The 23751-nt window shown below is 34.8% G+C and carries 30 protein-coding genes and 1 tRNA gene; 17 read left to right on the forward strand and 14 right to left on the reverse strand.

From position 1 onward, the window contains the following. Nucleotides 1-22 precede the first annotated feature (22 nt). On the reverse strand, nucleotides 23-970 hold the full coding sequence (locus FYC62_RS08040) for a Smr/MutS family protein (RefSeq protein WP_149074577.1): 948 nt from the start codon (nucleotides 968-970) through the stop codon (nucleotides 23-25). Nucleotides 971-1042: 72 nt separating this feature from the next. Between FYC62_RS08040 and FYC62_RS08045 the strand changes: the two genes are divergently transcribed. From FYC62_RS08045 to FYC62_RS08070, 6 genes are all read left to right on the forward strand, one after another. Next, nucleotides 1043-1915, forward strand: coding sequence for an SDR family oxidoreductase (locus tag FYC62_RS08045; protein ID WP_317131532.1), 873 nt, complete (start codon nucleotides 1043-1045; stop codon nucleotides 1913-1915). Nucleotide 1916: 1 nt separating this feature from the next. Beyond that, a complete protein-coding gene (locus tag FYC62_RS08050; RefSeq protein ID WP_149074578.1) occupies nucleotides 1917-2528 on the forward strand; it encodes a hypothetical protein in 612 nt (203 codons plus the stop codon). Between the two features lie 135 nt (nucleotides 2529-2663). Further along, on the forward strand, nucleotides 2664-3962 hold the full coding sequence (locus FYC62_RS08055) for a DEAD/DEAH box helicase (RefSeq protein WP_394348898.1): 1299 nt from the start codon (nucleotides 2664-2666) through the stop codon (nucleotides 3960-3962). A gap of 63 nt (nucleotides 3963-4025) precedes the next feature. After that, nucleotides 4026-4220 carry a DUF4287 domain-containing protein gene (locus FYC62_RS08060; protein ID WP_149074579.1) on the forward strand — a complete coding sequence of 65 codons (195 nt, stop codon included), beginning with the start codon at nucleotides 4026-4028 and terminating at the stop codon, nucleotides 4218-4220. 105 nt (nucleotides 4221-4325) lie between these two features. Further along, nucleotides 4326-6044: a lysine--tRNA ligase gene (gene lysS, locus FYC62_RS08065; protein ID WP_149074580.1), complete on the forward strand. Its 1719-nt coding sequence runs from the start codon at nucleotides 4326-4328 to the stop codon at nucleotides 6042-6044. 85 nt (nucleotides 6045-6129) lie between these two features. Next, nucleotides 6130-6336, forward strand: coding sequence for a hypothetical protein (locus FYC62_RS08070; RefSeq protein ID WP_149074581.1), 207 nt, complete (start codon nucleotides 6130-6132; stop codon nucleotides 6334-6336). A gap of 1 nt (nucleotide 6337) precedes the next feature. Here FYC62_RS08070 and FYC62_RS08075 read toward each other — a convergent pair whose 3' ends face one another. Then, nucleotides 6338-6550 (reverse strand): DUF3820 family protein, encoded by a 213-nt coding sequence (locus tag FYC62_RS08075; RefSeq protein WP_039447413.1) that lies wholly within the window; start codon nucleotides 6548-6550, stop codon nucleotides 6338-6340. A gap of 57 nt (nucleotides 6551-6607) precedes the next feature. Here FYC62_RS08075 and FYC62_RS08080 point away from each other — a divergent pair, with 57 nt between their 5' ends. Together FYC62_RS08080 and FYC62_RS08085 are read left to right on the forward strand one after the other, a co-directional pair. Further along, the gene (locus tag FYC62_RS08080) at nucleotides 6608-7300 is read left to right on the forward strand and encodes a class I SAM-dependent methyltransferase (protein ID WP_149074582.1); all 693 of its coding nucleotides are present in this window, start codon (nucleotides 6608-6610) and stop codon (nucleotides 7298-7300) included. A gap of 90 nt (nucleotides 7301-7390) precedes the next feature. Beyond that, complete coding sequence (locus FYC62_RS08085) at nucleotides 7391-7864, forward strand: hypothetical protein (RefSeq protein ID WP_039447418.1); 474 nt, start codon at nucleotides 7391-7393, stop codon at nucleotides 7862-7864. 194 nt (nucleotides 7865-8058) lie between these two features. On the opposite strand, the gene FYC62_RS08090 is transcribed toward FYC62_RS08085, so the two are convergent. The 3 genes from FYC62_RS08090 to FYC62_RS08100 form a co-directional block, all read right to left on the reverse strand. Beyond that, a complete protein-coding gene (locus tag FYC62_RS08090; RefSeq protein WP_149074583.1) occupies nucleotides 8059-8394 on the reverse strand; it encodes a type II toxin-antitoxin system PemK/MazF family toxin in 336 nt (111 codons plus the stop codon). Then, entirely contained in the window at nucleotides 8384-8614 is a 231-nt protein-coding gene (locus tag FYC62_RS08095; RefSeq protein ID WP_039447423.1) for a hypothetical protein, read from the reverse strand. Before FYC62_RS08095 ends, FYC62_RS08090 begins: the two co-directional genes overlap by 11 nt. Nucleotides 8615-8873: 259 nt before the next feature. Beyond that, a complete protein-coding gene (locus FYC62_RS08100) occupies nucleotides 8874-10073 on the reverse strand; it encodes a BaiN/RdsA family NAD(P)/FAD-dependent oxidoreductase (protein WP_149074584.1) in 1200 nt (399 codons plus the stop codon). A 148-nt stretch (nucleotides 10074-10221) separates the two neighbouring features. Between FYC62_RS08100 and FYC62_RS08105 the strand changes: the two genes are divergently transcribed. From FYC62_RS08105 to purE, 4 genes are read left to right on the forward strand one after another with little or no spacing between them, the layout of a single operon-like run. Beyond that, on the forward strand, nucleotides 10222-10752 hold the full coding sequence (locus FYC62_RS08105; protein WP_240534862.1) for an NADH-quinone oxidoreductase subunit A: 531 nt from the start codon (nucleotides 10222-10224) through the stop codon (nucleotides 10750-10752). Continuing rightward, nucleotides 10749-11231 (forward strand): NADH-quinone oxidoreductase subunit B, encoded by a 483-nt coding sequence (locus FYC62_RS08110; RefSeq protein WP_026903629.1) that lies wholly within the window; start codon nucleotides 10749-10751, stop codon nucleotides 11229-11231. The genes FYC62_RS08105 and FYC62_RS08110 overlap by 4 nt, the downstream gene beginning before the upstream one ends. 32 nt (nucleotides 11232-11263) lie before the next feature. Continuing rightward, nucleotides 11264-12403 carry a 5-(carboxyamino)imidazole ribonucleotide synthase gene (locus tag FYC62_RS08115; protein ID WP_149074586.1) on the forward strand — a complete coding sequence of 380 codons (1140 nt, stop codon included), beginning with the start codon at nucleotides 11264-11266 and terminating at the stop codon, nucleotides 12401-12403. Further along, on the forward strand, nucleotides 12403-12915 hold the full coding sequence (gene purE / locus FYC62_RS08120; protein ID WP_149074587.1) for a 5-(carboxyamino)imidazole ribonucleotide mutase: 513 nt from the start codon (nucleotides 12403-12405) through the stop codon (nucleotides 12913-12915). Before FYC62_RS08115 ends, purE begins: the two co-directional genes overlap by 1 nt. Here the strand turns inward: purE and FYC62_RS08125 are convergent. Then, nucleotides 12912-13475 carry a YqgE/AlgH family protein gene (locus tag FYC62_RS08125; RefSeq protein WP_149074588.1) on the reverse strand — a complete coding sequence of 188 codons (564 nt, stop codon included), beginning with the start codon at nucleotides 13473-13475 and terminating at the stop codon, nucleotides 12912-12914. The genes purE and FYC62_RS08125 overlap by 4 nt on opposite strands. A 116-nt stretch (nucleotides 13476-13591) precedes the next feature. Here FYC62_RS08125 and pdxH point away from each other — a divergent pair, with 116 nt between their 5' ends. From pdxH to FYC62_RS08140, 3 genes are all read left to right on the forward strand, one after another. After that, nucleotides 13592-14248: a pyridoxamine 5'-phosphate oxidase gene (gene pdxH, locus FYC62_RS08130; protein WP_149074589.1), complete on the forward strand. Its 657-nt coding sequence runs from the start codon at nucleotides 13592-13594 to the stop codon at nucleotides 14246-14248. Then, on the forward strand, nucleotides 14245-14745 hold the full coding sequence (locus FYC62_RS08135; protein WP_149074590.1) for an NADH-quinone oxidoreductase subunit C: 501 nt from the start codon (nucleotides 14245-14247) through the stop codon (nucleotides 14743-14745). Before pdxH ends, FYC62_RS08135 begins: the two co-directional genes overlap by 4 nt. Nucleotides 14746-14809: 64 nt before the next feature. After that, nucleotides 14810-15934 carry an NADH-quinone oxidoreductase subunit D gene (locus FYC62_RS08140; protein WP_240534882.1) on the forward strand — a complete coding sequence of 375 codons (1125 nt, stop codon included), beginning with the start codon at nucleotides 14810-14812 and terminating at the stop codon, nucleotides 15932-15934. Between the two features lie 79 nt (nucleotides 15935-16013). On the opposite strand, the gene FYC62_RS08145 is transcribed toward FYC62_RS08140, so the two are convergent. Together FYC62_RS08145 and FYC62_RS08150 are read right to left on the reverse strand one after the other, a co-directional pair. Further along, nucleotides 16014-17111, reverse strand: coding sequence for a S1C family serine protease (locus FYC62_RS08145; protein ID WP_149074591.1), 1098 nt, complete (start codon nucleotides 17109-17111; stop codon nucleotides 16014-16016). Continuing rightward, on the reverse strand, nucleotides 17108-17686 hold the full coding sequence (locus FYC62_RS08150; protein ID WP_149074592.1) for an RNA polymerase sigma factor: 579 nt from the start codon (nucleotides 17684-17686) through the stop codon (nucleotides 17108-17110). Before FYC62_RS08150 ends, FYC62_RS08145 begins: the two co-directional genes overlap by 4 nt. Nucleotides 17687-18036: 350 nt before the next feature. Between FYC62_RS08150 and FYC62_RS17095 the strand changes: the two genes are divergently transcribed. After that, nucleotides 18037-18225 carry a hypothetical protein gene (locus FYC62_RS17095; RefSeq protein ID WP_168199411.1) on the forward strand — a complete coding sequence of 63 codons (189 nt, stop codon included), beginning with the start codon at nucleotides 18037-18039 and terminating at the stop codon, nucleotides 18223-18225. A 135-nt stretch (nucleotides 18226-18360) separates the two neighbouring features. Here the strand turns inward: FYC62_RS17095 and FYC62_RS08155 are convergent. Beyond that, nucleotides 18361-18434: transfer RNA gene (locus FYC62_RS08155), tRNA-His, on the reverse strand. Between the two features lie 144 nt (nucleotides 18435-18578). Between FYC62_RS08155 and rnhA the strand changes: the two genes are divergently transcribed. Next, nucleotides 18579-19052 (forward strand): ribonuclease HI, encoded by a 474-nt coding sequence (gene rnhA, locus FYC62_RS08160; RefSeq protein ID WP_149074593.1) that lies wholly within the window; start codon nucleotides 18579-18581, stop codon nucleotides 19050-19052. 18 nt (nucleotides 19053-19070) lie between these two features. Here rnhA and fbp read toward each other — a convergent pair whose 3' ends face one another. The 5 genes from fbp to purL all read right to left on the reverse strand — a co-directional run bounded on the left by fbp (nucleotide 19071) and on the right by purL (nucleotide 23661). Continuing rightward, the gene (gene fbp, locus FYC62_RS08165; protein WP_039447462.1) at nucleotides 19071-20090 is read right to left on the reverse strand and encodes a class 1 fructose-bisphosphatase; all 1020 of its coding nucleotides are present in this window, start codon (nucleotides 20088-20090) and stop codon (nucleotides 19071-19073) included. 24 nt (nucleotides 20091-20114) lie between these two features. Next, nucleotides 20115-20609: a metallophosphoesterase family protein gene (locus tag FYC62_RS08170; RefSeq protein WP_149074594.1), complete on the reverse strand. Its 495-nt coding sequence runs from the start codon at nucleotides 20607-20609 to the stop codon at nucleotides 20115-20117. Nucleotides 20610-20617: 8 nt separating this feature from the next. Beyond that, on the reverse strand, nucleotides 20618-20908 hold the full coding sequence (locus FYC62_RS17540) for a hypothetical protein (RefSeq protein ID WP_240534864.1): 291 nt from the start codon (nucleotides 20906-20908) through the stop codon (nucleotides 20618-20620). After that, nucleotides 20902-21330: a tRNA1(Val) (adenine(37)-N6)-methyltransferase gene (locus FYC62_RS17545; RefSeq protein ID WP_240534865.1), complete on the reverse strand. Its 429-nt coding sequence runs from the start codon at nucleotides 21328-21330 to the stop codon at nucleotides 20902-20904. Before FYC62_RS17545 ends, FYC62_RS17540 begins: the two co-directional genes overlap by 7 nt. A 108-nt stretch (nucleotides 21331-21438) precedes the next feature. Continuing rightward, a complete protein-coding gene (gene purL, locus FYC62_RS08180) occupies nucleotides 21439-23661 on the reverse strand; it encodes a phosphoribosylformylglycinamidine synthase subunit PurL (protein WP_149074595.1) in 2223 nt (740 codons plus the stop codon). Nucleotides 23662-23751 lie beyond the last annotated feature (90 nt).

Here is a 23751-nt window from a genome sequence, read left to right on the forward strand (position 1 = left end):
CAAACCTAGCATTTAGTTTATTTTATTTAAAAATAACCTGAGTAGCGCCATAACCAAACTTTTCCTTTTGGGCATCCATAAAGGTTTTTACTTGCGGATGCTTACTTATTGTCTTATGAATAAAATCTCTTAAAACACCATTGCCTACCCCGTGTATAAAAATCATTTGAGGATATTTATGTGCAATTGCTGCATCTAAACTCTTTGTGAAAATATCTTGTTGAATGGTTAAAATCTCGTTTTTGTTTAAAAACTGATGATCGTCTCTTAACTTTTCAATGTGTAAGTCTAGCTCTTTGGCCGGTCTTTCTAGCGTTAATTTTTCTGTGCTAGGTTTAAAAAAGCTTTCTTTTAGTTTATCAACATCTATTTTGAGCTCATCTTCATCAACTCTTAATAACCAGCCATTTTGCTTTATTTGCGGCACATTTACCTTAGCACCAGAAAAATCCTTAGCCTTAAATTTAAAACTCGTGTTTAAAGGCTCTAAAGATTTAACATCCTGCGTAGCATAAGTTAAAAGTTGAATATGTAAAGTAGGCCAAACATCTAATTCTGGCAAAGCTGCTGAATAAATTTTTCTGTTTTGATGAGGCTCTATCAAACCTGCAAATTCTCCCTTTATTTTATTGTTTTTATCTGCTTGCACAGCTGTTAAAAGCTGAAAAGAAGTTTCATTAACAATATAAAAATGTACAATAGAACCCTTGTTAGCATCAGGAATAACCGCTAAATGTATTCCTCTCTTAGTAAAATTATCTTTCACCATTTGAGGAGTGTCTTTTGCAGTTAAATCTTCCACATCTTGGTATTGATACCCATGTACACGTGTAATATGAGTTACCAAAACCGGAATCTCAAAATCATCTTCACCTGTTACACCTACCAATTGCTCATCAATAATTTTAGTGATATAACCTTCTCTATTTTCATCAACAAACCTTACAAATTCGCCCAGCTTAAAATTCATCTTTTTTAATTTTTGTACAATATAAGTTTAATATCTGCCCTCTGCCCAGTTTGGTACAAAAATAGCATGATTATGAAAAACATCACGACTATGGAAAACGAACAAACACTGCCTGCACAAGAGCAAAACCATCAACCGGGTATAGAATCAGAAATGAATCCCCAACCAGAATTTGAAAGTGTTATACAAACCGGGCAACGTTTAAAAGGAAAAGTAGCCATCATTACCGGTGGAGACAGCGGTATAGGACGAGCCGTTGCCGTTGCCTATGCTAAAGAAGGCGCTCATGTTGCTGTTTCTTTTTTAAATGAATTTGAGGATGCAGAACTTACAAAAAAAGAAGTTGAAGCATGTGGTAAAGAATGCCTGCTTATTGCCGGAGATATTTCTGAAGAAAAACATTGCCAATTGATTATCGATAAAACCATTGAGAAATTTGGCAAAATTGATATTCTGGTGAATAATGCCGCTGTACAATTTCCGCAAGAAAGTATCGAGGATATTAGCTCATCGCAATTAGAACAAACTTTTAGAACTAATATTTTCTCTCAATTTTACATTGTAAAAGCTGCATTAGCACATCTTAAAGAGGGTTCTTCCATCATCAATACAGCATCTGTTACGGCTTATAAAGGCAATCCTCAATTACTAGATTATTCATCAACAAAAGGAGCTATTGTGGCTTTTACCCGCTCTTTATCTATGTCTTTAGTAGAAAAAGGCATTCGTGTAAATGGTGTAGCACCGGGACCTATTTGGACACCCTTAATTCCTGCTACTTTTGATGCAGAAAAGGTTTCTAAATTTGGGTCTAATGTACCTATGAAACGCCCAGGGCAACCTAACGAAGTAGCCTATTGCTACGTCTTTTTAGCTTCTGATGAATCTTCTTATATATCCGGACAAATGATGCACCCTAACGGTGGCGAAGTAGTAAATGGTTAATATGGAAAATCACAAAGAGATTATACCTAAACAACAAGAAGGTATAGCAACAGATATTAAGGAAAGCATTACTTTATCTGGTTCAGAAGAAGCTATTCAGTTTTATGATATAGCCGTTAACCGTTTAAAAGATGTAAACCATTGGCATTTACTTACCAAACATACTGGAACCAAATTTACCTTACGTGATAAAAACGGCTTTGAGGTAAAACGCCAAGTTGTTTTAGGAGATTATTTCCAAATAAATATCCCTTTCCCTGGTTTAGACAGTGGAAAGGGATATGATTGGGTACAAGTAAAAGAGCTAAAAGAAGAAAATAACCAACAGCAAGATGAACAAACGTTTTCTATGTTAGTAAAACCCGCTCATCCTCCTTTTGAAAAAGAAACCGCTCATTTTTTTGATGCTGAGGCAAGTTCTACCTTTTCTGTGTTACGTAATGGCACTAAAATTACAGCTTTGGTGCATGGCAGAAATGAAAAGCCAAATACTTTTGTACATAGTTTAGCAGGAAAAATCAGAAACATCATAGTTGCCCTAGGCTCTTTTTTGGGTTTTTCTTACTTCCAATGGAAATCTTTAGTTAAAGGCTTATTGTCTGATAATGAATAAGTAACAAGACCACATAAGTAACAACATCATCACCAAAAACAACTATATCAGAAATTATAAGCACCTTTGTGAAAATTTAAAAAGAAGGTTTGCCTATTTTGATATCAATAATGGGATTTTGCCTTAACCCCATATATGATTTCATTTGATGAATTGGATTTAATAAATCCGATAAAAAAAGCCTTACAAACAGAAGGCTATACCAAACCCACTCCTATTCAGGCTCAAGCAATTCCATTAGTTTTAGACGGAAATGATTTATTAGGTTGTGCACAAACAGGTACAGGTAAAACTGCTGCGTTTGCCATACCTATTATTCAATTATTACATAACTCATCGCACCAACAAGCTAAAGGTACAAGAGCTATTAGAGCTTTAATTGTAACCCCAACTAGAGAACTAGCCATACAAATTGCAGATAGTTTTGCTGCTTATGGTAAAAATACGCCTTTAAAATATGCTGTTATTTTTGGTGGTGTTGGACAAAAAGCACAAACAGATGCTTTAGCAAAAGGTGTAGACATTTTAATTGCAACACCAGGAAGGTTATTAGATTTGATGAACCAGCGTTACATCAGTTTAAAAAGTATCAATCTTTTTGTTTTAGATGAGGCAGACCGTATGTTAGATATGGGCTTTATTCATGATGTTAAAAAACTGATAGCAGCTTTACCAGCAAAAAGACAATCCTTATTTTTCTCTGCTACTATGCCTCCAGTTATTCAGAAGCTAGCATCAGAAATATTAAAAAACCCTGTAAAAGTTGAAGTAACACCAGAATCTTCTACGGCAGATACCATTAACCAATTTGTTTATATGGTAGATCGGGATAATAAGAATAAATTGTTAATCCATATCCTAGAAGATAAAAATATAAAAACGGCTTTGGTATTTACCAAAACTAAACATGGGGCAGATAAAGTGGTGAAAATGCTACTTAACCACGGGATTAAAGCTGCTGCCATACATGGTAATAAATCGCAAAATGCAAGACAAAGAGCTTTAGAAGAATTTAAATCTCATAAAATAAGGGTTTTAGTTGCTACAGATATAGCTGCCAGAGGTATTGATGTGGATGATTTAGCTTATGTGGTAAACTATGAAATCCCTAACATCCCAGAAACTTATGTACACCGTATTGGTAGAACAGGCAGAGCTGGGGCAAACGGAACGGCTTTTTCTTTTTGCGAAATAGATGAGAAAGAGTTTTTACAGGATATCCAAAAAATAATAGGTAAAACTATACCTAAAGCAGAGGAAAACCCCTTCCCTATGACTAAGTTTACTGCCGCACCAAGTACTAAAAAAGGCGGTAAATCTGGAAGAAGTAAATCTGCTGCACCGCATAAAGCGGCACAAGGGAACGCTAAAAATAATACTGCTCAAACTGGTAAAAAGAAGTTCTTTAGAAAAAGAAAAGAAACCAATTCGTAGTAAAATAATGAGCTACTTCTTTTTGGCAAAATTATAGCTACAGTGCTTCATAAACACTAGGCTATGAACCAAACAACAGAAACTTTGATGACCGCTATTGAGGAAAATACCGGTCATCCTTTAGAACATTGGATAGAAATTATCAGAAAAAGTGGGAAACCAGATTGCCAAGCCATCACCAACTTTTTAATTGAAGAACATCAGTTAAACCCTGTATTGGCCGAATTGATAGCTCAAAAAGCAAAAGGCAGCCATTAATTTCTCCTATATTTCCTGCTCATTAAAATAATAGGCTTTTCGGTGTTGTATTTAAGCTATAAATAAACAAAGAAAAGCTTATTTTTGTCCGAAATTTTCAAATTAATGAGTATACTTTCAGAACAGGAAATACAGAGACGCCAGTCTTTACAAGAACTTAGAAATTTAGGTATCAATCCCTATCCTGCAGAGGCATTTGAGATTAATGCAAATGCCTTAGATATTACTTCAAATTACGAAAGAGATAAAACTTCTTATAAAAATATCAGCTTAGCTGGCAGAATCATGACCCGTAGAATCATGGGAAATGCTTCTTTTGTAGAATTACAAGATGCTACTGGCAGAATACAAGCTTATATCAGAAGAGATGATGTTTGCCCAGAAGAAGATAAAACTTTATACAATACCGTATTTAAAAAATTATTAGATATTGGCGATTATATTGGTGTAACAGGTTTTGTTTTTACTACACAAACCGGAGAAATTTCTATACACGTTACAGAGTTTAAGGTTTTAAGCAAATCTTTAAAACCATTGCCTATTGTTAAACGCGATGATGATGGTAATGTTTATGATGGCTTTACAGACCCAGAAATGCGTTACCGTATGCGTTATGTAGATTTAACGGTTAACCCGGAGTTTAAAGAAATCTTCAAAACACGTTCTAAAGTCATTAGCACCATGCGTAATTATTTTGATTCGCAAGGCTGGATGGAAGTAGAAACACCTATTTTACAAGCCATACATGGTGGTGCAGCAGCAAGACCATTTAACACCTACCACAATACCTTAGACATGCCGCTTTTCTTACGTATTGCTAACGAGCTTTACCTAAAAAGACTTATTGTTGCAGGTTTTGATGGCGTTTACGAGTTTGGTAAAATGTTCAGAAACGAAGGTATGGACCGTACCCATAACCCAGAGTTTACATCCATGGAAATTTATGTAGCATATAAAGACTATATCTGGATGATGAGCATGGTAGAAGAATGTTTAGAAAAAGTTACCACAGCCATACATGGCAAAACAACTATAAAAGTTGGGAACGATGAAATTGACTTTGCGGGCCCTTACGAGAAACTATCTATGTATGATTCTATTAAGAAATATACAGGTATAGATGTTTCTCAGATGAACGAGCAGCAATTGATAGATACTTGTAAAAGCTTAAATATTGAGGTTGATGCTAGTATGGGTAAAGGTAAATTGGTTGATGCTATTTTTGGTGAAAAAGTAGAACACAACTTAATTCAACCTACTTTCATTACCGATTACCCTATAGAAATGACTCCTCTAGCTAAAAAACACCGCACCACAGAAGGTTTGGTAGAGCGTTTTGAGCTATTTGTGCAAGGTAAAGAAATTGCTAACGCTTATTCTGAGTTAAACGATGCCATTGATCAAAAAGAGCGTTTTGAAGATCAATTAACTTTAGCAGCTCGTGGTGATGATGAAGCTATGGCTATGGATGATGACTTCATTAGAGCTTTAGAATATGGCATGCCACCAACCGCAGGTTTGGGTATTGGTATAGACCGTTTGGTGATGTTGATGACTAACCAATCATCTATCCAAGAAGTACTATTCTTCCCGCAAATGCGCCCAGAGAAAAAAGCCAAAGTAACCACCGATGAGGATTTTGTAACAGCAGGTATTCCGGCTGCATGGGTACAAGTTATCCGTAAAATGGGTATCAATACCATAGAAGATTTAAAAGCTGCAAACCCTAATAAAGTATTTAACGATTTAGGTGGGATGCGCAAAAAGTTAAAATTAGATTTAACCATGCCTCAAAAAGAAGAGGTTATGGAGTGGTTTAAATAAGCTAAAACTTAACAAAAGCTTAAAGGCCGGTTAACGATAAGTTATTCGGCCTTTTTTATTTTAGGAGAAATTAAGATGAATAGCTATGCAAAACTCCGTTTTAGAAATCACAGAACAGGAATACCTGATAAAACTCAATAAACAAGAGTTCGATTTATCTTTTATCCATGCGCTTTTAAAGAGGATACAATCAGAAAAAGCTTTTTTCTCTAAAATTTGGGATGATGATGACATCATTGCAAAAGGACGGTTTTTAGAGGAACGCGATATAGATTATCTAAGCGAAAAATAAATCATTTATTCCTCAAAGGCTTTAATAAATACTCTAAGCCGTTAATTTTAATCTCGTAAATGGTTGCTAGCTGCTGTCCCAATTTACCAGCTGGCCAACCTTTGGTATACATCCACTCTAAATAACTTACTGGTAAATCGCACAAAATGCGGTCTTTATATTTACCAAAAGGCATACGCACTTTAACTAAATCTAACAGTATCTCGGGGTTCATAGCTCAAATTAAGCAATTTAATATCGAAGATGAGGAATAGATTTTACCTTTGTGTTTATGAATGATGTTTATGGCGATTTTTTGAAAGATTACCTCGATAAAGGAAAAACTTCTACCATTTGGCTACATAACAATTACGCCGAGGCAGAAGAAATGCCTGCCGAAGTTTTCTTCCGTAAAGACTATGAAATTACCGATTTGGAAGCTTTCGCCCTTAGGCAATGTAAAGGCAAAGTGCTAGATATTGGCGCAGGTGCTGGCGCTATAACGCTTATTTTACAAAAACGAGGTTTTGATGTTACAGCTTTAGAAATATCGCCCGGCGCAGCAGAGGTAATGCAAAAAAGAGGTGTTCAAAAAATCATCAATACCAATATTTTTGATTATCAGGATGAGCAGTACGACACCTTATTGTTAATGATGAATGGTATTGGTTTTTGCCAGTATCTAGACGAGATTGAGCGCTTTTTACATCATGCTAAAAAACTACTAAAACCAGAGGGACAAATTTTATTCGATTCCTCGGATGTTTTATATCTGTACGAAAATAAAAAGTACGAAGACGATGGTTATTATGGTGAGATAGATTATCAATACGAATATAAAGGCAAAAAAGGAGATTGGTTCACCTGGATTTACGTTGCCCGAGATATCATGAAAGAAATTGCTACCAAATGCGGTTTCCAAATGGAAGTTCTATTTGACGATGGTAGCGACCAGTATTTGGCAAGGTTAAGTTTAAAATCGTGATAATTTGTATTTTTAAAGAACAAAAAGCAAGTGTAAATGTTCAGTATTTAGTATTTTCAAGACATATTTTAGAAGAAAAAAACATAAAAAATGGCAAAGGCATCAATTTCTGTAATTCAAGCGCTGCTGAAAACGGTTGAAAACCTAGAAAAAGGCGCTGCATACCAGTGGGGACACATGGGGAGCTGCAACTGTGGCAATTTGGCTCAAGTAATTACCAATAGAGACAAAGCTGAAATTCATAAATCTGCAATGCGTAGCAGGCATGGCGACTGGAACGAACAACTGATAGACTACTGCCCTACCAGCGGCTTACCTATAGACCATATTATTGATGAAATGGTTGCCTTCGGTTTCACCAGAGCAGATTTAGCACATTTAGAAAAATTATCAGACCCGCAAGTACTACGTCAGCTACCTGCAAGTCATAAGTACCTGAAGCATAATCAAAAAGCAGATGTCATTTTATATCTAAAAACTTGGGTAAAAGTTTTAGAAAATGAACTTATTGATACAATCAGTTTAGAGGATGTAAATAAGGGGAAAGAATTGGTGACGGTGTAAAACTAAAATCACGAAGTTTTATAAAGAAATAGCACTATTTGGCAGCGTAGGATCTACGCTGTCTTTTTTTTATCTCTTCTTTAGGGATTACCAGAGAATATATTCTTCGCTATTTGTTCGCACCTTGTTCGTAACACCTTCGCAAAACACCCCATTTTTGCGAACAAGTAGCGAAGATGGTACGAAGATGCTAGCTAAATATCAAGCACAATTCTTAGGTTAGCTTTTAGTTTTTCTTTTTGGTTTTGAGTTAATTCCCCAAGTTTGCTCATAAGCCTTTTGTTGTCAATCGCCCGGATTTGGTCTACCAAGATATCACTTAATTTATCCAGTTGATTTTCATTCAAATGAACCCTTAATATTTGTATATCTTGCTGTACATTGGTAGTGATAGGACAAATAATGGTAGATGGATGAATATCATTCAATAAATCAGTTTGAATAACCACTACCGGTCTTATTTTGCCCGGCTCTGTGCCCCTACTCGGATTAAGGTCTGCTAGCCAAATGTCGAATTGTTTAATTTTCATCTAGCAAGCGTTCAAATTCATGAAGAACATCCATAGATTCTTTACTTGTTAATGCAGATTCTTTAGCAAGTTGCTTCTTCAATAATCTCTTTTTTTGAACAAGATTATAAATTCTAACAGCCTCGTTGATATAACGATTTCTAGCTATATGTAGCTCATGAGTAATCTCCTCAGCCTCATTGAAGATTTCATCATCTAATTTTAATGATAACACTTTCATACTACAAAAGTATATGTTTTTAGTATATACTAGAGCTTCTTTGGTTAATAATTTTCAAAATATAAACAATTAAATCAAGACAATTCCAGAAAACTAACCAACTAAAATCTAACTCCCAATAGCTATCTAACTAATAACTAACAACCTAACCATCTAACCAACTAACACCAACAACCTAACTAACTAACTAACTAACTAACTAACTAACTAACTAACAACCTAACCAACTAACCATCTAATCAACTAACAACCTAACCAACTAAACACTATTCGCAATTACAAAACCACTAGCCCAAGCCCACTGGAAATTATAGCCGCCTAACCATCCGGTAACATCCACACACTCGCCACCAAAGTACAAGCCGGGTACTTTTTTAGCTTCCAATGTTTTAGATGATAATTCGTTTGTGTCTACACCTCCACGCATGACCTCGGCTTTATCGTAACCTTTATCTCCTGCTGGTTTAACTTTAAAATGATGGATAAACTCGTTTATAGCGGTAAAATCATCTTTTGTTAAAGAGGCTAGATTCTTATGAGTAGGTAAAATATCACTTAAAGCATCAATAAATTTACGGGTATAAAACAAGGCTAAATAATTAGCCAGCAGCTTTTTACCATTAGCACTTCGCTCCTGCTCTATTAGCTCTTGTATGTTTTGGTGGGGTAATAAATCAATAACAATACTTTGACCCGGACGCCAGTAAGAAGAAATTTGCAAAATAGCTGGACCACTTAAACCCCAATGAGTAAATAAAATATTCTCCTCAAAGCTTATCTCATCATTACTCACAACGGCAGGCATACTATTGCCAGATAAATGGGCGAACCAATCTGCATCTTTACCTGTAATGGTTAAAGGAACCAAAGCTGGCGCTGTTTGCACTACTTGTAATCCAAATTGTTTGGCAATTTTCAAAGAAAAATCTGTAGCACCCATTTTAGCAATAGGCAAACCACCGCTAGCCATCACCACTTTGAAGCTATATAAAGTTTCTGTTTTTCCGTTTCTTTCAAAAGTGATTTTAAAAAGCTCGTCTAGCTTTTCAACAGCTAAAACATGGCTATTTAAGTAAATATCTTGTCCAAAATCATCACAAATTTGTTTAAAAACCTCAACAATATCTTTCGCTTTATTACTGGTAGGAAAAAGTTGTCCTAATGTTTTTTCTTGCCCCGTGATGCCGTAAGTTTCAAAAAAACTAATGGTATCATCAACCGTCCATTGTGATAACGCAGACTTACAGAAGTGCTCATTCTCTGAAATAAAGTTCTGTGCCGTTGTATAATAATTGGTATAATTACACCTACCACCACCAGAAATTAATATTTTAGCCCCTACTTGAGCATTTTTTTCTAAGATTAAAGTTTTCTTACCTAAATATCCGGCTTGTACTGCACACATGAGACCACAAGCCCCACCTCCAATAATAATGGCATCGTATTTAGTTTCTAGCATGCAGCAAAAATGAGATTTTTATGAAGCATCACCAAAGAATATCCTGCTTAAGTTTGCAGCATTTGGCTTAATAATCTTATTTTTGTATCGAATCATGGAAGAATACTCCCAAATTTCGGCATTCGGTAAAGTTCTCATTTTCCTAATTATGGGAATTGTATTCGTGATGCTGGCTTTTATCACCAGTAAAATTATTGCTCCAAACAAGCCAAATCCAGAAAAAAACAGCTCTTACGAGTGTGGCGAGGAAGTTATAGGTAGTTCATGGATTCAATTTAACAGCCGCTTTTACGTTATAGCCCTTATTTTCCTATTATTTGATGTAGAAATGGTGTTTATTTTCCCTTGGGCTATAGTTTTTAGTGATGCTACGCTTATTGCACAAGACCAACGTTGGGGATGGTTAAGTTTCACTGAAATGTTGATTTTCATCAGTATCTTATTATTAGGCTTGGTTTATGTTTGGAGAAAAAAAGATTTAGATTGGATAAAACCTGTTTTAAAACTACCAACGGTTGATACTAAAATTCCATTAAGCGCCTATCAAGCTATTAATGAGGCAAAATATCAACCCGGCTTAAAAAATAAACAGCAAGAAAATAGCTCTGTTGTAAAGGAAAACAACATCGAAACAGAAAATATAAAACCAAAATTTGTCCCAAGATTTAAAAAATCATGAGCTTAGAACAGCAATTAGAAAATGGTGGTGTTGTAGTTACCAAATTAGATGATTTGCTAAATTGGGCAAGGTTGTCATCTTTATGGCCTTTAAGTTTTGGTATTGCATGTTGCGCTATAGAAATGATGGGTTCTATGGCTTCTAATTACGATTTAGATAGATTTGGGGTTTTCCCTAGACCTAGCCCACGCCAAGCAGATGTGATTATTATTGCTGGTACAGTAACGTTTAAAATGGCCGAAAGAATAAAACGCCTTTACGAACAAATGCCAGAACCTAAATATGTAATTTCTATGGGTTCTTGTTCTAATTGTGGCGGCCCTTATTGGGAACACGGCTACCACGTAGTAAAAGGTGTTGATAGAATTATTCCGGTAGATATTTATGTACAAGGCTGCCCACCAAGGCCAGAAGCTTTAATAGGTGGTATTTTAGAGTTACAAAAGAAAATAAGCACACAATCTTTAAGTACAATTTAAGTTTTGTTAAAACAAGGCTTTTGAATATATAAATGAAATCAAATATTACACAAACCCGTTTGGGTATTTTAGGTGGCGGTCAGTTAGGCCGAATGCTCATTCAGGAAGCCATTAATTTTAATCTTTCTATTAGTATTTTAGATCCTGATGCAAACGCCCCTTGTAAAAATATATGCGACTATTTTGAAGTTGGCTCTATCAGCGACTATGAAACTGTATATAACTTCGGTAAAAACCTTGATTTACTGACAATAGAGATAGAAAAAGTAAATATCGAGGCTTTAGAAGATTTAGAAAAAGAAGGCGTTACAGTTTTTCCTCAGCCCAGAATCATCAGGTTGATACAAGATAAAGGTCTTCAAAAGCAATTCTTTAAAGAAAATGATATTCCAACATCAGAGTTTCAACTTATTGCTAACAAAGAGCAGTTGCTAACTGATAAAATACCTTTTCCTTATATCCAAAAGCTAAGAAAAGATGGTTATGATGGCAAAGGTGTGGTTAAAATTGTTGATGAATCTGATTTAAATAAAGCTTTTGAGCAAGCTTCTATTGTTGAGAAATGGATTGATTTTGAAAAGGAAATAGCTGTTATTATTGCTAGAAATGAAAACGGCCAAACAAAAACTTTCCCTTTAGTAGAAATGGATTTTAACAAAGAAGCTAATTTGGTAGAGTTTCTAATCAGCCCATCAACCTACAACTTTGAAATCCAGCAGAAAGCCGATAAAATTGCCAGAGACATTGCTGATTGCCTAAACATTGTAGGCTTATTAGCAGTAGAAATGTTTGTAACCAAAAATGGCGAAATTTTAGTAAACGAGTTAGCTCCTCGCCCGCATAACAGTGGTCACCATACCATAGAAGGAAACGTAACCTCTCAATTTCAGCAACATTTAAGGGCTATACTAAATTTACCTTTAGGTAGTACTGCAAGTATCGCCAATGCTGTGATGATTAATCTTTTAGGTGAAGCTGGTTATGAAGGCCCGGCAGAATATGAAGGTTTAAAAGAGGTGCTACAAAAAGAAGGGGTTTATGTGCATTTATATGGTAAAGTTTTCACTAAACCTTTCCGTAAAATGGGCCATGTTACCATTGTAGATCAAGATAGAAACGCTGCTATAGAAAAAGCACAATTTGTTAAAGAAAAACTAAAAGTTAAATCATAATGTATAAGCCAAAAGTTGGTATCATCATGGGTAGCCGGTCTGATCTTCCTATTATGGAAGAGGCTGCAAATGTTTTAAAAGAATTAGGTGTAGCATACGAATTAACCGTTGTATCTGCACACCGTACCCCAGAAAGAATGTTTGAATATGCTAATAAAGCAGCAGAGAGAGGCTTAAAAGTTATCATAGCTGGTGCAGGTGGCGCAGCTCATTTACCTGGCATGGTAGCTTCTATTACTACACTTCCTGTTATTGGTGTTCCGGTAAAATCAAGCAATTCTATTGATGGCTGGGATTCTGTTTTATCTATCTTACAAATGCCAAATGGTATTCCTGTAGCTACAGTAGCGCTTAATGCCGCTAAAAATGCAGGTATATTGGCCGCACAAATTTTAGCTACCGCTGATGATCATTTAGCACAACAAGTAGCAAAATTTAAAAACGATTTAAAAGCAAAAATTGAAGAATCGGCAGAGCTTTTAAAATCAGAAGGATACCCTTCTGCGTTTTAATTCCATTCTGGGTTTTCAGGAAAATTAGCTACATGGGCATATTTAACGCCCAAATTTAAGATGGCTTCTTTCCAGATATTTTTATCAGAATATTCAAAAATCATAGCTGGGTTGTATTGATCAGATACTATCCAGCTATTTTCATTTATCTCGGCTACTAATTGTCCTTTATCCCAACCAGAATAGCCTATAAAGAACTTAATCTCAGACTCTGTAATGTTGTAACTGTTAATTTGGAGCTTTAGCGTTTCAAAATCGCCACCCCAAAATAAATCTTTCCCTATAGGTGTACCACCTGGAATTTTATCCGGACAACAATGTATAAAATTTAAGGTACCATTAGCTACAGGCCCGCCAATATGAATCAAAAAATTAGCATCCCAACAATCTGCAACAACATCTTTCAGTAATAAATTACTTTTATGATTTAGTACATAGCCAACATCGCCTTCATCACCTCGTTCGGTTAATAAAACTACAGAACGCTTGAAATTTTCATCAAGCATAAAAGGCTCTGATATTAATAAATCTCCAACTTTAGGTAAAACTTTACTCAGCATATTGATATAAACGAAGATGTATGGATTTAGATTTTAAAAATCGTAATAAATACTGATTCATGTCATTTATTTTAAATTATTTTTATCCCAATTTGCAATTCGTAAGTTTGTATAAAATGAGTGAGCAAAAATTAAATTTAAAAGATTTAAGACAAGATTATCGTTCTGCTTTTCTTCTGGAAGAAGATATAGAAAAAACGCCTTTAAAACAGTTTGAAAAATGGTTTAAAGATGCTTTAAAAGCAGAAATTCTAGAACCTAATGCCATGACCTTGGCTACTGCATCTAGAGAAGGTATACCATCGGCAAGAATTGTTCTTTTAAAAGATTACGATGAAGATGGCTTCACTTTTTTCACCAATTATAGCAGCAATAAAGGGCAACAATTAACAGAAAATCCTTTCGCAGCACTGGTATTTTTTTGGGGAGATTTAGAAAGACAAATTCGCATTGAAGGTGTGATAGAGAAGATAAGTATACACGAATCAACATCTTACTATCACTCTAGGCCAAAAGGAAGTCAGCTTGGCGCCTGGGCATCTCCACAAAGCAGTGTAATCCCAAATAGGGAGTTTTTAGAACTAAACTTGAAAAAACTAGAAGAACAGTATAAAGATAAAGAAGTTGTACCGAAACCAGACTTTTGGGGAGGTTACAGGCTTATCCCTAATTTGATAGAATTTTGGCAAGGAAGATCTAACCGTTTACACGATAGAATTACCTATAAAAGACAAAAAGATGAATCTTGGACTATAGAAAGGCTTGCTCCATGACATTTGTAGAGATAAAAGAACTCCTAATACAAAAATTTGGCACTGATAGTATTGAGGCAGAGGAAACACAAGGCCTGCAACCTGCTTTAGTAATCAAAAAAGACCATATCGTTGAGGTTTGTTTGGCATTAAGAGATAATGAAAAAACCTGGTTTGATTTTTTATCAAGCCTTAGCGGTATTGATTATGGTGTAGAAGCACAAAAATTTGGTGTGGTTTATCACCTTACATCTATCCTTAAAAAGCATCAACTGGTTTTAAAAGTCTATCAAGAGAATGATAGAGATGAGCAAAACTTACCTGTATTTAAATCTGTTACCAGCGTTTGGAAAACAGCCGATTGGCATGAAAGAGAAGCTTTTGATCTTTTGGGTATTTATTTTGAAGGTCATCCAGATTTAAGAAGAATTTTATTACCAGATGATTGGGAAGGCTATCCTTTAAGGAAAGATTATAAAACAGCAGAGCAATATCACAACATTAAAATAGACCTTTAAATTGAAGTATACAGAAGCATTAGAAAGGTATCAGCATAAAATTAATAGCGTTTCATCAGAAGAAATGGTACTTAATTTAGGTCCACAGCACCCTAGTACGCATGGTGTTTTACGTTTAGAATTAATTACGGATGGGGAAATTGTAAAAGAAGTAATCCCCCATTTAGGATATCTACACAGGTGTTTTGAAAAACATGCTGAAGCACTCAATTACGGTCAGATTATTCCTTTTACAGATAGGATGGATTATATGGCCTCTATGAATAACAATCATGCTTTTGTAATGGGTGTTGAGAAGATGCTGGGTATTGAAGATAAAATACCAAAAAGAGTGGAATACATTAGAGTGTTGGTTTGCGAGCTTAACCGCATTGCATCACACCTCATTGCAATTGGTACTTATGGTATTGATATTGGTGCTTTCACTCCGTTTTTATGGTGTTTTAGAGATCGTGAACATATCATGAATATGTTAGAGTGGACTTCTGGCGCCAGAATGCTGTATAACTATATTTGGGTTGGAGGTTTATTTTACGATGTTCCTGTAGGCTTTGAAGAACGTTGCGTAGAATTTGTAAAATACTTCAAACCTAAAATGAAAGAGCTGAATGAGCTGCTTACAGAAAATCAAATCTTTATTTCTAGAACAGCAAACGTAGGTGTTTTACCTTTAGATGTTGCCATTAATTATGGATGCTCTGGTCCTATGCTACGTGGCTCTGGCTTAAAATACGATTTGAGACGTGAGGATGAATACTCTGTTTACCCAGAACTAGATTTTGAAATCCCTTATGCTAAAGGAGAAATTGGTACTGTTGGAGATTGCTGGAACCGCTACAAAGTTAGAATTGATGAAATTGCCGAGTCTTTAAAAATTATTGAGCAATGCGCAGTAAAACTACAGCATGAACATAAACGAACACCAGACTTTGACCCCAGAGCTTTAGTACCTAAAAAAGTAGTGCCAAAGCAACAAGATTTTTATTGCAGAGCAGAAAATCCTAAAGGAGAAATTGGTTTTTATTTTATTGCCGATGGCAAATCCGATAAACCTTTCAGGGTAAAATCAAGAGGACCAAGTTTTAATAACCTATCAGTTATATCAGAGATTTCTAAAGGTGTTTTAATAGCAGATTTAGTTGCCATTATTGGCTCAATAGATATTGTTCTTGGAGAAGTAGATAGATAACCCTAGCTTGAGTTGGATAGATAAAACAAAAAAAGCTTCGACAAAGATCGAAGCTTTTTAATTTGTTTAAAGGTTAATCTTAATTATATACTTTCACCATAAAAATATAATCCTGCATCTTTTTAATTTGTTGAGTTCTATTAAATGATGCTAAACTGTTTTTATGATTGATTTTAAGTTTCTTCTTTAAAGAATCTTGAGGAATATTGTCTATAGCTTTTAATAAATAATCTGATTTTATGGCAAAAGCAGCACCATCAACCTGAGTTTGTTTACCACTTATAACACCAATTACGTTTCCTCTATTATCCATTAAAGGACCACCAGAGTTTCCTGGGTTAACGGGTATAGAAACTTGGTAAGCGATAGAATCTCCACCAAAACCAGTTTGTGCGCTTAAATAGCCCTTACCATAAACGACTTCGTCTCTAGGATATCCAATAGTATAAACATCTTCACCTAAATCTGAAGATGACTTTTTAAAGGTGTATGGTAATGGAGATAAAGACTCAAACAAAGGGTCTACAATTTGCAAAATAGCAATATCATAAGATGGGTCTATATAAATGGTTTGCACTTTAAAAGATTCGCCTTTGTTGTTTTGGATATAAACAGAATCTGCACCTTGTACAACATGATAATTGGTAACCAAATAACCATTTGATGATAATGCGAAACCTGTACCTCCAAACTGACTAGGTGCTATTTCTTTATTCGGAGATTTAGAATTGATATCTCTGATTAAAGCATTTTGAGACTTTTTGATAGATTCCATATCTCTTTTTAAGGCATTGTAGGTAGAAGAGTTGGTAGCTTTTCTAAACTGCCCTGTAGAAATTAGCGTAATTAAAGTAGCTAAAATAGCTACTGATGCAGCAACAGCCAGATTTCTCTTATATTTTCTAAAGAATAATACAACAGCGGGTTCCTTTTCTTCTAGTTCTTCTTTTAAAGCAATTACATTTAATTCTTGATGAAAATCTTCCATAGATGCTTTCAAATCTTGAACTTCACCATAGTTTTTTAATGATTTCAAAAAATCTATATGTGCTATTACTTTAGCATCTAAAGCCGGATTTTCTGCTCTCTCTTGTTCAAATTGCATCATCTCTTCATCAGACATTTCCTGATACAGATAGGCTTCAATTCTTTTAATCAATACTAACTCACTACTCATTTTTCATTTTTTTGATTAAAAAATAATTTTTTCAATCGCTGTAAACACTTATACTTTTGCGTTTTAGCATTATCTGCGTTGGTATAACCAAATTTTTCGCAGATTTCTTGCATAGAACGGTTATGTATATAAAAATCTTCAATAATAGTTTTACACGGCTCACCTAAATCCTTTAGCGCAGAGTGCATCATCGTAAATTGTCTATCCTTCTCTTGATGATGTTCTATTTCTTGCTCTACCGGAATATGATCTTCATAATCTTTAATATCGCCGCTAAATCTACTTTTCTGATGAAGCTTCTTTAACCATAATCTTCTGCAAACAGAATAAATAAAGGTTTTTAGTTTACTGCTTAATTCAAAATCTCCACTTTTAATTTTACCATGCAATACAATAATTGCTTCTTGGTAAATATCTTTAGCATCATCCTCATTACCGTTGTTATTAATAACAAGTTGTAGTATCATAGGAAAATAAGCTAGATACAAATGCTTTAAAATGGAAGATGAATTATTCAGAATACCTAAAATAATCTCACTATCTGTTGGCTTCGAATGATTTATCTTTTTATTCAATGTTAATACGATTTAAACGGAATTGTAACCCAAAGTTGGTAAAAAAAAACTTTAAGCCAATTAAAATATGAAGAACTATGCAACAATAATTTTAAGAGTATAACTCATGGTAAGAAAATCTCTAAAAATCTAAAGATTATTTCATGACTTATACAAAATATCTGTATAAACAATTAGACTTAAAGCATTTTAAAATATTTCTAAAAATTATTTTCGCAATAAAAACCCTGATTTATTAGCAGTTAGCAGGTTTTTTCTTTTTTTATTAAAAAAATATTTAAAAATCGGGTTACCTTTTTACCTTTGCAGTATTAACGATTAAATTATCAAAAATTAAAAAAGAAATTAACATGAAAAATTTATTAAAATTCGGATTTTTTGCTTTAGCTATCTCTTTATCAGTAGTTGCTTGTAACTCTAACAAACCAGCTGAAGAAGCAACTGATTCAGTTGTTACTGATTCTGTAGTTGTTGATACTGCTGCTGTTGATACTGCTGCTGTTGATACTGCTGCTGTTGATACTGCTGCTGCTATGTAAGCAAAAATCTTTTTAAGATTTTAAGAAAAAGCCCTTGCTATTAGCGAGGGCTTTTTTACGTTAAATACATTTTGATTTACCTCAATATCCTAAACAAAAAAAGGTTGTCTTTTTCAAGACAACCTTTCAAATAAGGGCGGACGATGGGGCTCGAACCCACGACCCTCGGCACCACAAACCAATGCTCTAACCAACTGAGCTACGACCGCCGTTTCGTGTTGCAAAAGTAGAATCTTTTATGATATATGCCAAATTTTGCTGAAACATTTTTTTATAATAAAACTAAATTATTGATTGTTAGCCTGATTATTTTATTTCCTTTAGGTATTTAGTCTTTTCTTTATCTTCGTTGGATGATTGAAATTTTTACTGATGGTGCTTCTAGTGGTAACCCCGGACCAGGTGGGTATGGTGTGATTCTGCGTTCTGGTAATCATTATAAAGAACTTGCAGATGGCTTTAGACTCACTACCAACAATAGAATGGAGCTATTAGCTGTTTGCGCTGGCTTAGAAGCTTTAAAAAGCTTAAACCAACAAGTGACTATTTTTTCAGACTCTAAATACGTAATTGATGCTGTAGAAAAAAAATGGGTATTTGGCTGGCTAAAAAAGGGCTTTGCTGGTAAAAAAAACAAAGATTTATGGCTGAGATTTTTAAACGCCTACAAGCTTCATCAAGTAAAATTTGTTTGGGTAAAAGGACATGCCGGACATCCAGAAAATGAACGGTGCGACCAATTAGCTGTTTTAGCAGCAAAAGGAAAGGAATTAAAAATAGACACTGTTTTTGAAATGGAAAATAAAATCAATAAGACCATTTTATAACAGTCTTATTGATATTTTTTAAGCTATTGCTATTGGCGAGTATTCACGCATCATTTCTTCGGCCTCTAAAACCATTGTGGTAGACCCAATAAAAATAGCTGCCCTTTGGTGAATCTCTGTCACTTCCATATCTAAAATTCTTTCGTAACCATTGGTAGCCCTCCCTCCTGCTTGTTCTATAATAAAAGCTAAAGGATTACATTCATAAACCAACCTTAATTTACCATTAGGTGCACTTGCTGTAGAAGGGTAAATATAAATTCCTCCCTTAATTAAATTACGATGCAAATCGGCCACCATAGAACCTATATATCTTGATGTATATGGCCTTGAAGTAGCTGCATCTTCAACTTGGCAATACTTAATATATTTCTTTACACCTTCTGGAAAATGAACATAATTACCCTCATTAATACTATAAATAGAGCCCCTTTCCGGGATTCTCATTTCTGGGTGTGATAAACAAAACTCTCCGATAGAAGGATCTAAGGTAAAACCGTTTACGCCTTTACCAGTAGTATAAACCAACATGGTAGAAGAACCATAAATGATATAACCTGCCGCAACTTGTTCTGTTCCTTTCTGCAGAATATCTTCTAAAACACCAGGACCTTCTTTACTTTTTCTTCTATAAATAGAAAATGTGGTACCTACAGCAACATTTACGTCAATATTAGATGAGCCGTCTAAAGGATCTATAGCAACTACATACTTAGCATTTTTAGACACTTCTTTATTTAATAATACAACCTCTTCGTTTTCTTCTGAAGCTACCAAACAACACTCGCCCCCACTACTCAAAGCAGAAATAAATTGTTCATTAGCATAAACATCCAATTTTTTTTGTGTTTCGCCTTGTACATTTACGATACCCGATTCTCCTAATATATCTGCTAAACCAGCTTTATTAATTTCTCGGTTAACAATTTTTGCTGCAATACCAATATCTCTCAAAAGACGAGAAAGTTCTCCTTTCGCATAAGGAAAATCTGCTTGTTTCTCTATTATAAATTGGCCTAGTGTTGTAACTCCTATCATAAATACCTTAGTGTATAATTTACATTATCTTGCGCCTAATTCGACGACTTCTAAAGTATGAATTTTTTCTTCGGAAATGCAAAATCTAATTAAAGTTCTCTGCTTATGCCATCCTATTTTTCCGGCAGCACCCGGATTTATATGCAAGCATTGTATTTTTTTATCAAACATTACTTTTAAGATATGTGAATGACCAGAAATAAACAACTTTGGCGGCTTAGTGTAAATTTCTTTTTTCACAGATGGGCTATACCTATCTGGATAACCTCCTATATGTGTCATCCAAACATTAACTTTTTCGCAAGTAAATTTCAAATGCTCTGGATAAACTGCTCTTAAAGCATGATCATCTATATTTCCATAAACGCCTCTTAGAGGTTTAAAAGCAGCTAATTCATCAGCTAGTGCTAAAGTACCAAAATCTCCGGCATGCCAAATCTCATCGCAGGTATCGAAATATTTAAAAACAGCATCGTCTAAATAACTGTGTGTATCTGATAACAATCCAATTTTAACCATATAATATGCTAAAAAATAGTAAAGAAGTTTTTAAGTGCGCTTTTGTATTGCAAAGAATGCTCGCCCTCTCTTTCGTAAATTGTAAAAACCTCTATTTGCTCTTCTAATGAAGGATTTTTTTGAAACTTTAAGATATGCCTGAAACCTTCTTTATCCTGAAAAGATTTAACAACTATTTTTCTTTCGAGATGTAAATAATAATCATTTGCTAAATGTTGTAATAAAAGTGAAATTTCTAAAGGAACAATAATTTCTAAGCTACCATGTTCATGTAAATGGGTTGATGCTATTCTTAGCAAATCAATAAAAAAGCCTCATCTGTATGTTTGGCTAAGTTTGTTTGATGATGTGGAGATTTTAAAGCATTGAGAAAAAAAGGTGGGTTAGAAATAATTAAATCGTACTTTTTTGTTGGATGCATCTCGAAAAACTCAATAAAGCTATGATGATGTGCTGCCAAACGCTCGTGAAATAAAGAGTTCTGAAAATTTAAACTTGCGGTATCAACAGCTCGATAATCTATATCTAAAGCATCTATTTTACTTTGATGATTTCTTTGCGCCAACATTAAAGCTATCACTCCTGTACCGGTTCCGATATCGCAAATACTTTTTGCCTTTTGAACATCGCATAAGGCGCCCAATAATACTCCATCGGTATTAATTTTCATAGGGCAATTTTCCTGATTGACAATAAACTCTTTAAAATGAAATACCGACATATAACAAATTTAGGTTTTTGATTGGCTACAAAAGCATCAAAGCTTAAACAAAAAATGCTCTTTCAACTTTAACGTTAAAAGAGCATTTATTCTGATAGGATAATAAATTTATTCTCCTAAAATATGGTGTAATACATTATCGTAAGTTGATTTAGCATCTTGAACAGAACCGAAATTTTCATCATCTACCAATAATGAACCTGTGGTTACATGACCTAACAAGCTAAATTCTATTTCTGTAGTTGCCATAAACTCTACAAAAGCTTCTTGCTCTTCTGGTTTAACGCTAACTACAATACGTCCTTGCGCTTCACCAAATAAGAAAGCATCTTTTCTGATTTCTGAATCTGAATTGATATTGAAACCCAATTTGTTTGGCATAGAAGCCTCTAATAAGGCAATATACAAACCTCCATCAGCAACATCATGAGCAGATTGGACAAGCTTATTGCTGATTAATTGTTTGATTACTTGGTGTGTATCGTACTCTTTATCTAAATCAAAATAAGGCGCAGGAGACGCCGAAATCTTATGATAAGATGCCAAATATTGTGAAGATGCGATATCGTTTACAGACTCGCCAACTAGATAGATTAAATCTCCTTCTTGTTTGAAGTCTAGTGTCATCATGTTATTGATATCATCCATAACACCTAACATACCAATAGTTGGTGTTGGGAAAACCGGACCTTCATCTGATGATTGATTATAGAAAGAAACATTACCACCTGTTACCGGAGTTTCAAATTTGGTACAAGCTTCGCCCATACCTTTGATAGCTCCTACAAATTGCCAGTAAACTTCTGGCACATAAGGATTACCAAAGTTAAGACAGTTGGTGATAGCTACAGGCTCTCCTCCAGCACAAGTAATATTTCTTGCAGCTTCTGCTACAGCTATAGCACAACCTTTTTGAGGGTCTGCATTTACATATCTTGAATTACAGTCTACCGTAAGTACGATAGCTTTATCAGTATCTTTAACGGAAACTACTGCTGCATCGCTTGGTTTATTGGTAACCATATTGGCGGTACCAACCATAGAATCGTACTGACTAGTTACCCATCTTTTAGATGCGATATTTGGATGATTGGTTAAATGCTGAGCTACAGCTTTTAAGTCTTCTGGCTCTTTAACATCATTGATATTAAATTTCTGGAATTCTTGATAATAAGTAGGCTCTTTGTATTCGCGTTGGTAAACCGGAGCACCACCACCTAGAACTAAATCATCGGCAGGAACATCGGCAACTAACTCGCCATTCATGAAATATTGTAGTCGTTTGGTATCTGTAACCTCACCTATAATAGCGCAATTTAAATCCCATTTCTCGAAAACAGCTTCTACTAAAGCTTCTTTTCCTTTTTCTACTACAATAAGCATACGCTCTTGAGACTCTGATAATAAAATCTCGAAAGGAAGCATATTTTGTTGACGGGTAGGTACTTTATCTAAATCTATACGCATACCATGCTCGCCTTTGGCAGACATTTCTGAGTTAGAACAGATGATACCTGCCGCACCCATATCTTGCATACCTACAACGGCACCAGTTTTTATTACTTCTAATGAAGCTTCTAACAATAATTTTTCTTGGAAAGGATCACCAACCTGAACTGCTGGTAAATCATTAACAGAATCTTCGGTGATATCTTTTGAAGCAAAAGCAGCACCATTGATACCGTCTTTACCTGTAGCAGAACCTACTATGTAAACCGGATTACCTACACCGTGTGATGTTGCAGAAACTGTTTCTCCTACTTTCACAATACCGGCAGACATGGCATTTACAAGTGGATTAACATGGTAACACTCATCAAAAAACACTTCACCACCTACAGTAGGAATACCAAAGGCATTTCCATAATCACCAATACCTTTTACAACGCCTTTAATTAACCATTGTGTTTTAGGGTGATTGGGATCTCCAAATCTCAATGAATTTAGTTGAGCAATAGGTCTTGCTCCCATCGTAAAAATATCACGATTAATACCACCCACACCAGTTGCGGCACCTTGATAAGGCTCTAAAGCTGAAGGGTGGTTATGAGATTCTATTTTAAATACACAAGCTATACCATCGCCAAGATCTACCATTCCTGCATTTTCTTCACCAGCTTTGGCTAGCATTCTAGGCCCATCTTTAGGTAAGGTTTTTAACCAAGTGATAGAGTTTTTGTAAGAACAGTGCTCGCTCCACATGACAGAGAATATAGATAATTCTGTGAAATTTGGTGTTCTGCCTAAAATTTCTTTTATTTTTTCGAACTCTTCGGGACGTAAACCTAAATCTTTTGCGGTTTCTTGTGTGGTAAGGTTATTATTTTCCAATTTGATACGTATATTTGAATTAGGCCTCAAAGGTATGAATTCAAATCAGTTACTAAAAGAGATTTTAACATCTTCTTTCTAAAATTGTAT

It is taken from the genome of Pedobacter aquae (assembly GCF_008195825.1).
GTDB classification, from domain to species: Bacteria; Bacteroidota; Bacteroidia; order Sphingobacteriales; family Sphingobacteriaceae; genus Pseudopedobacter; species Pseudopedobacter aquae.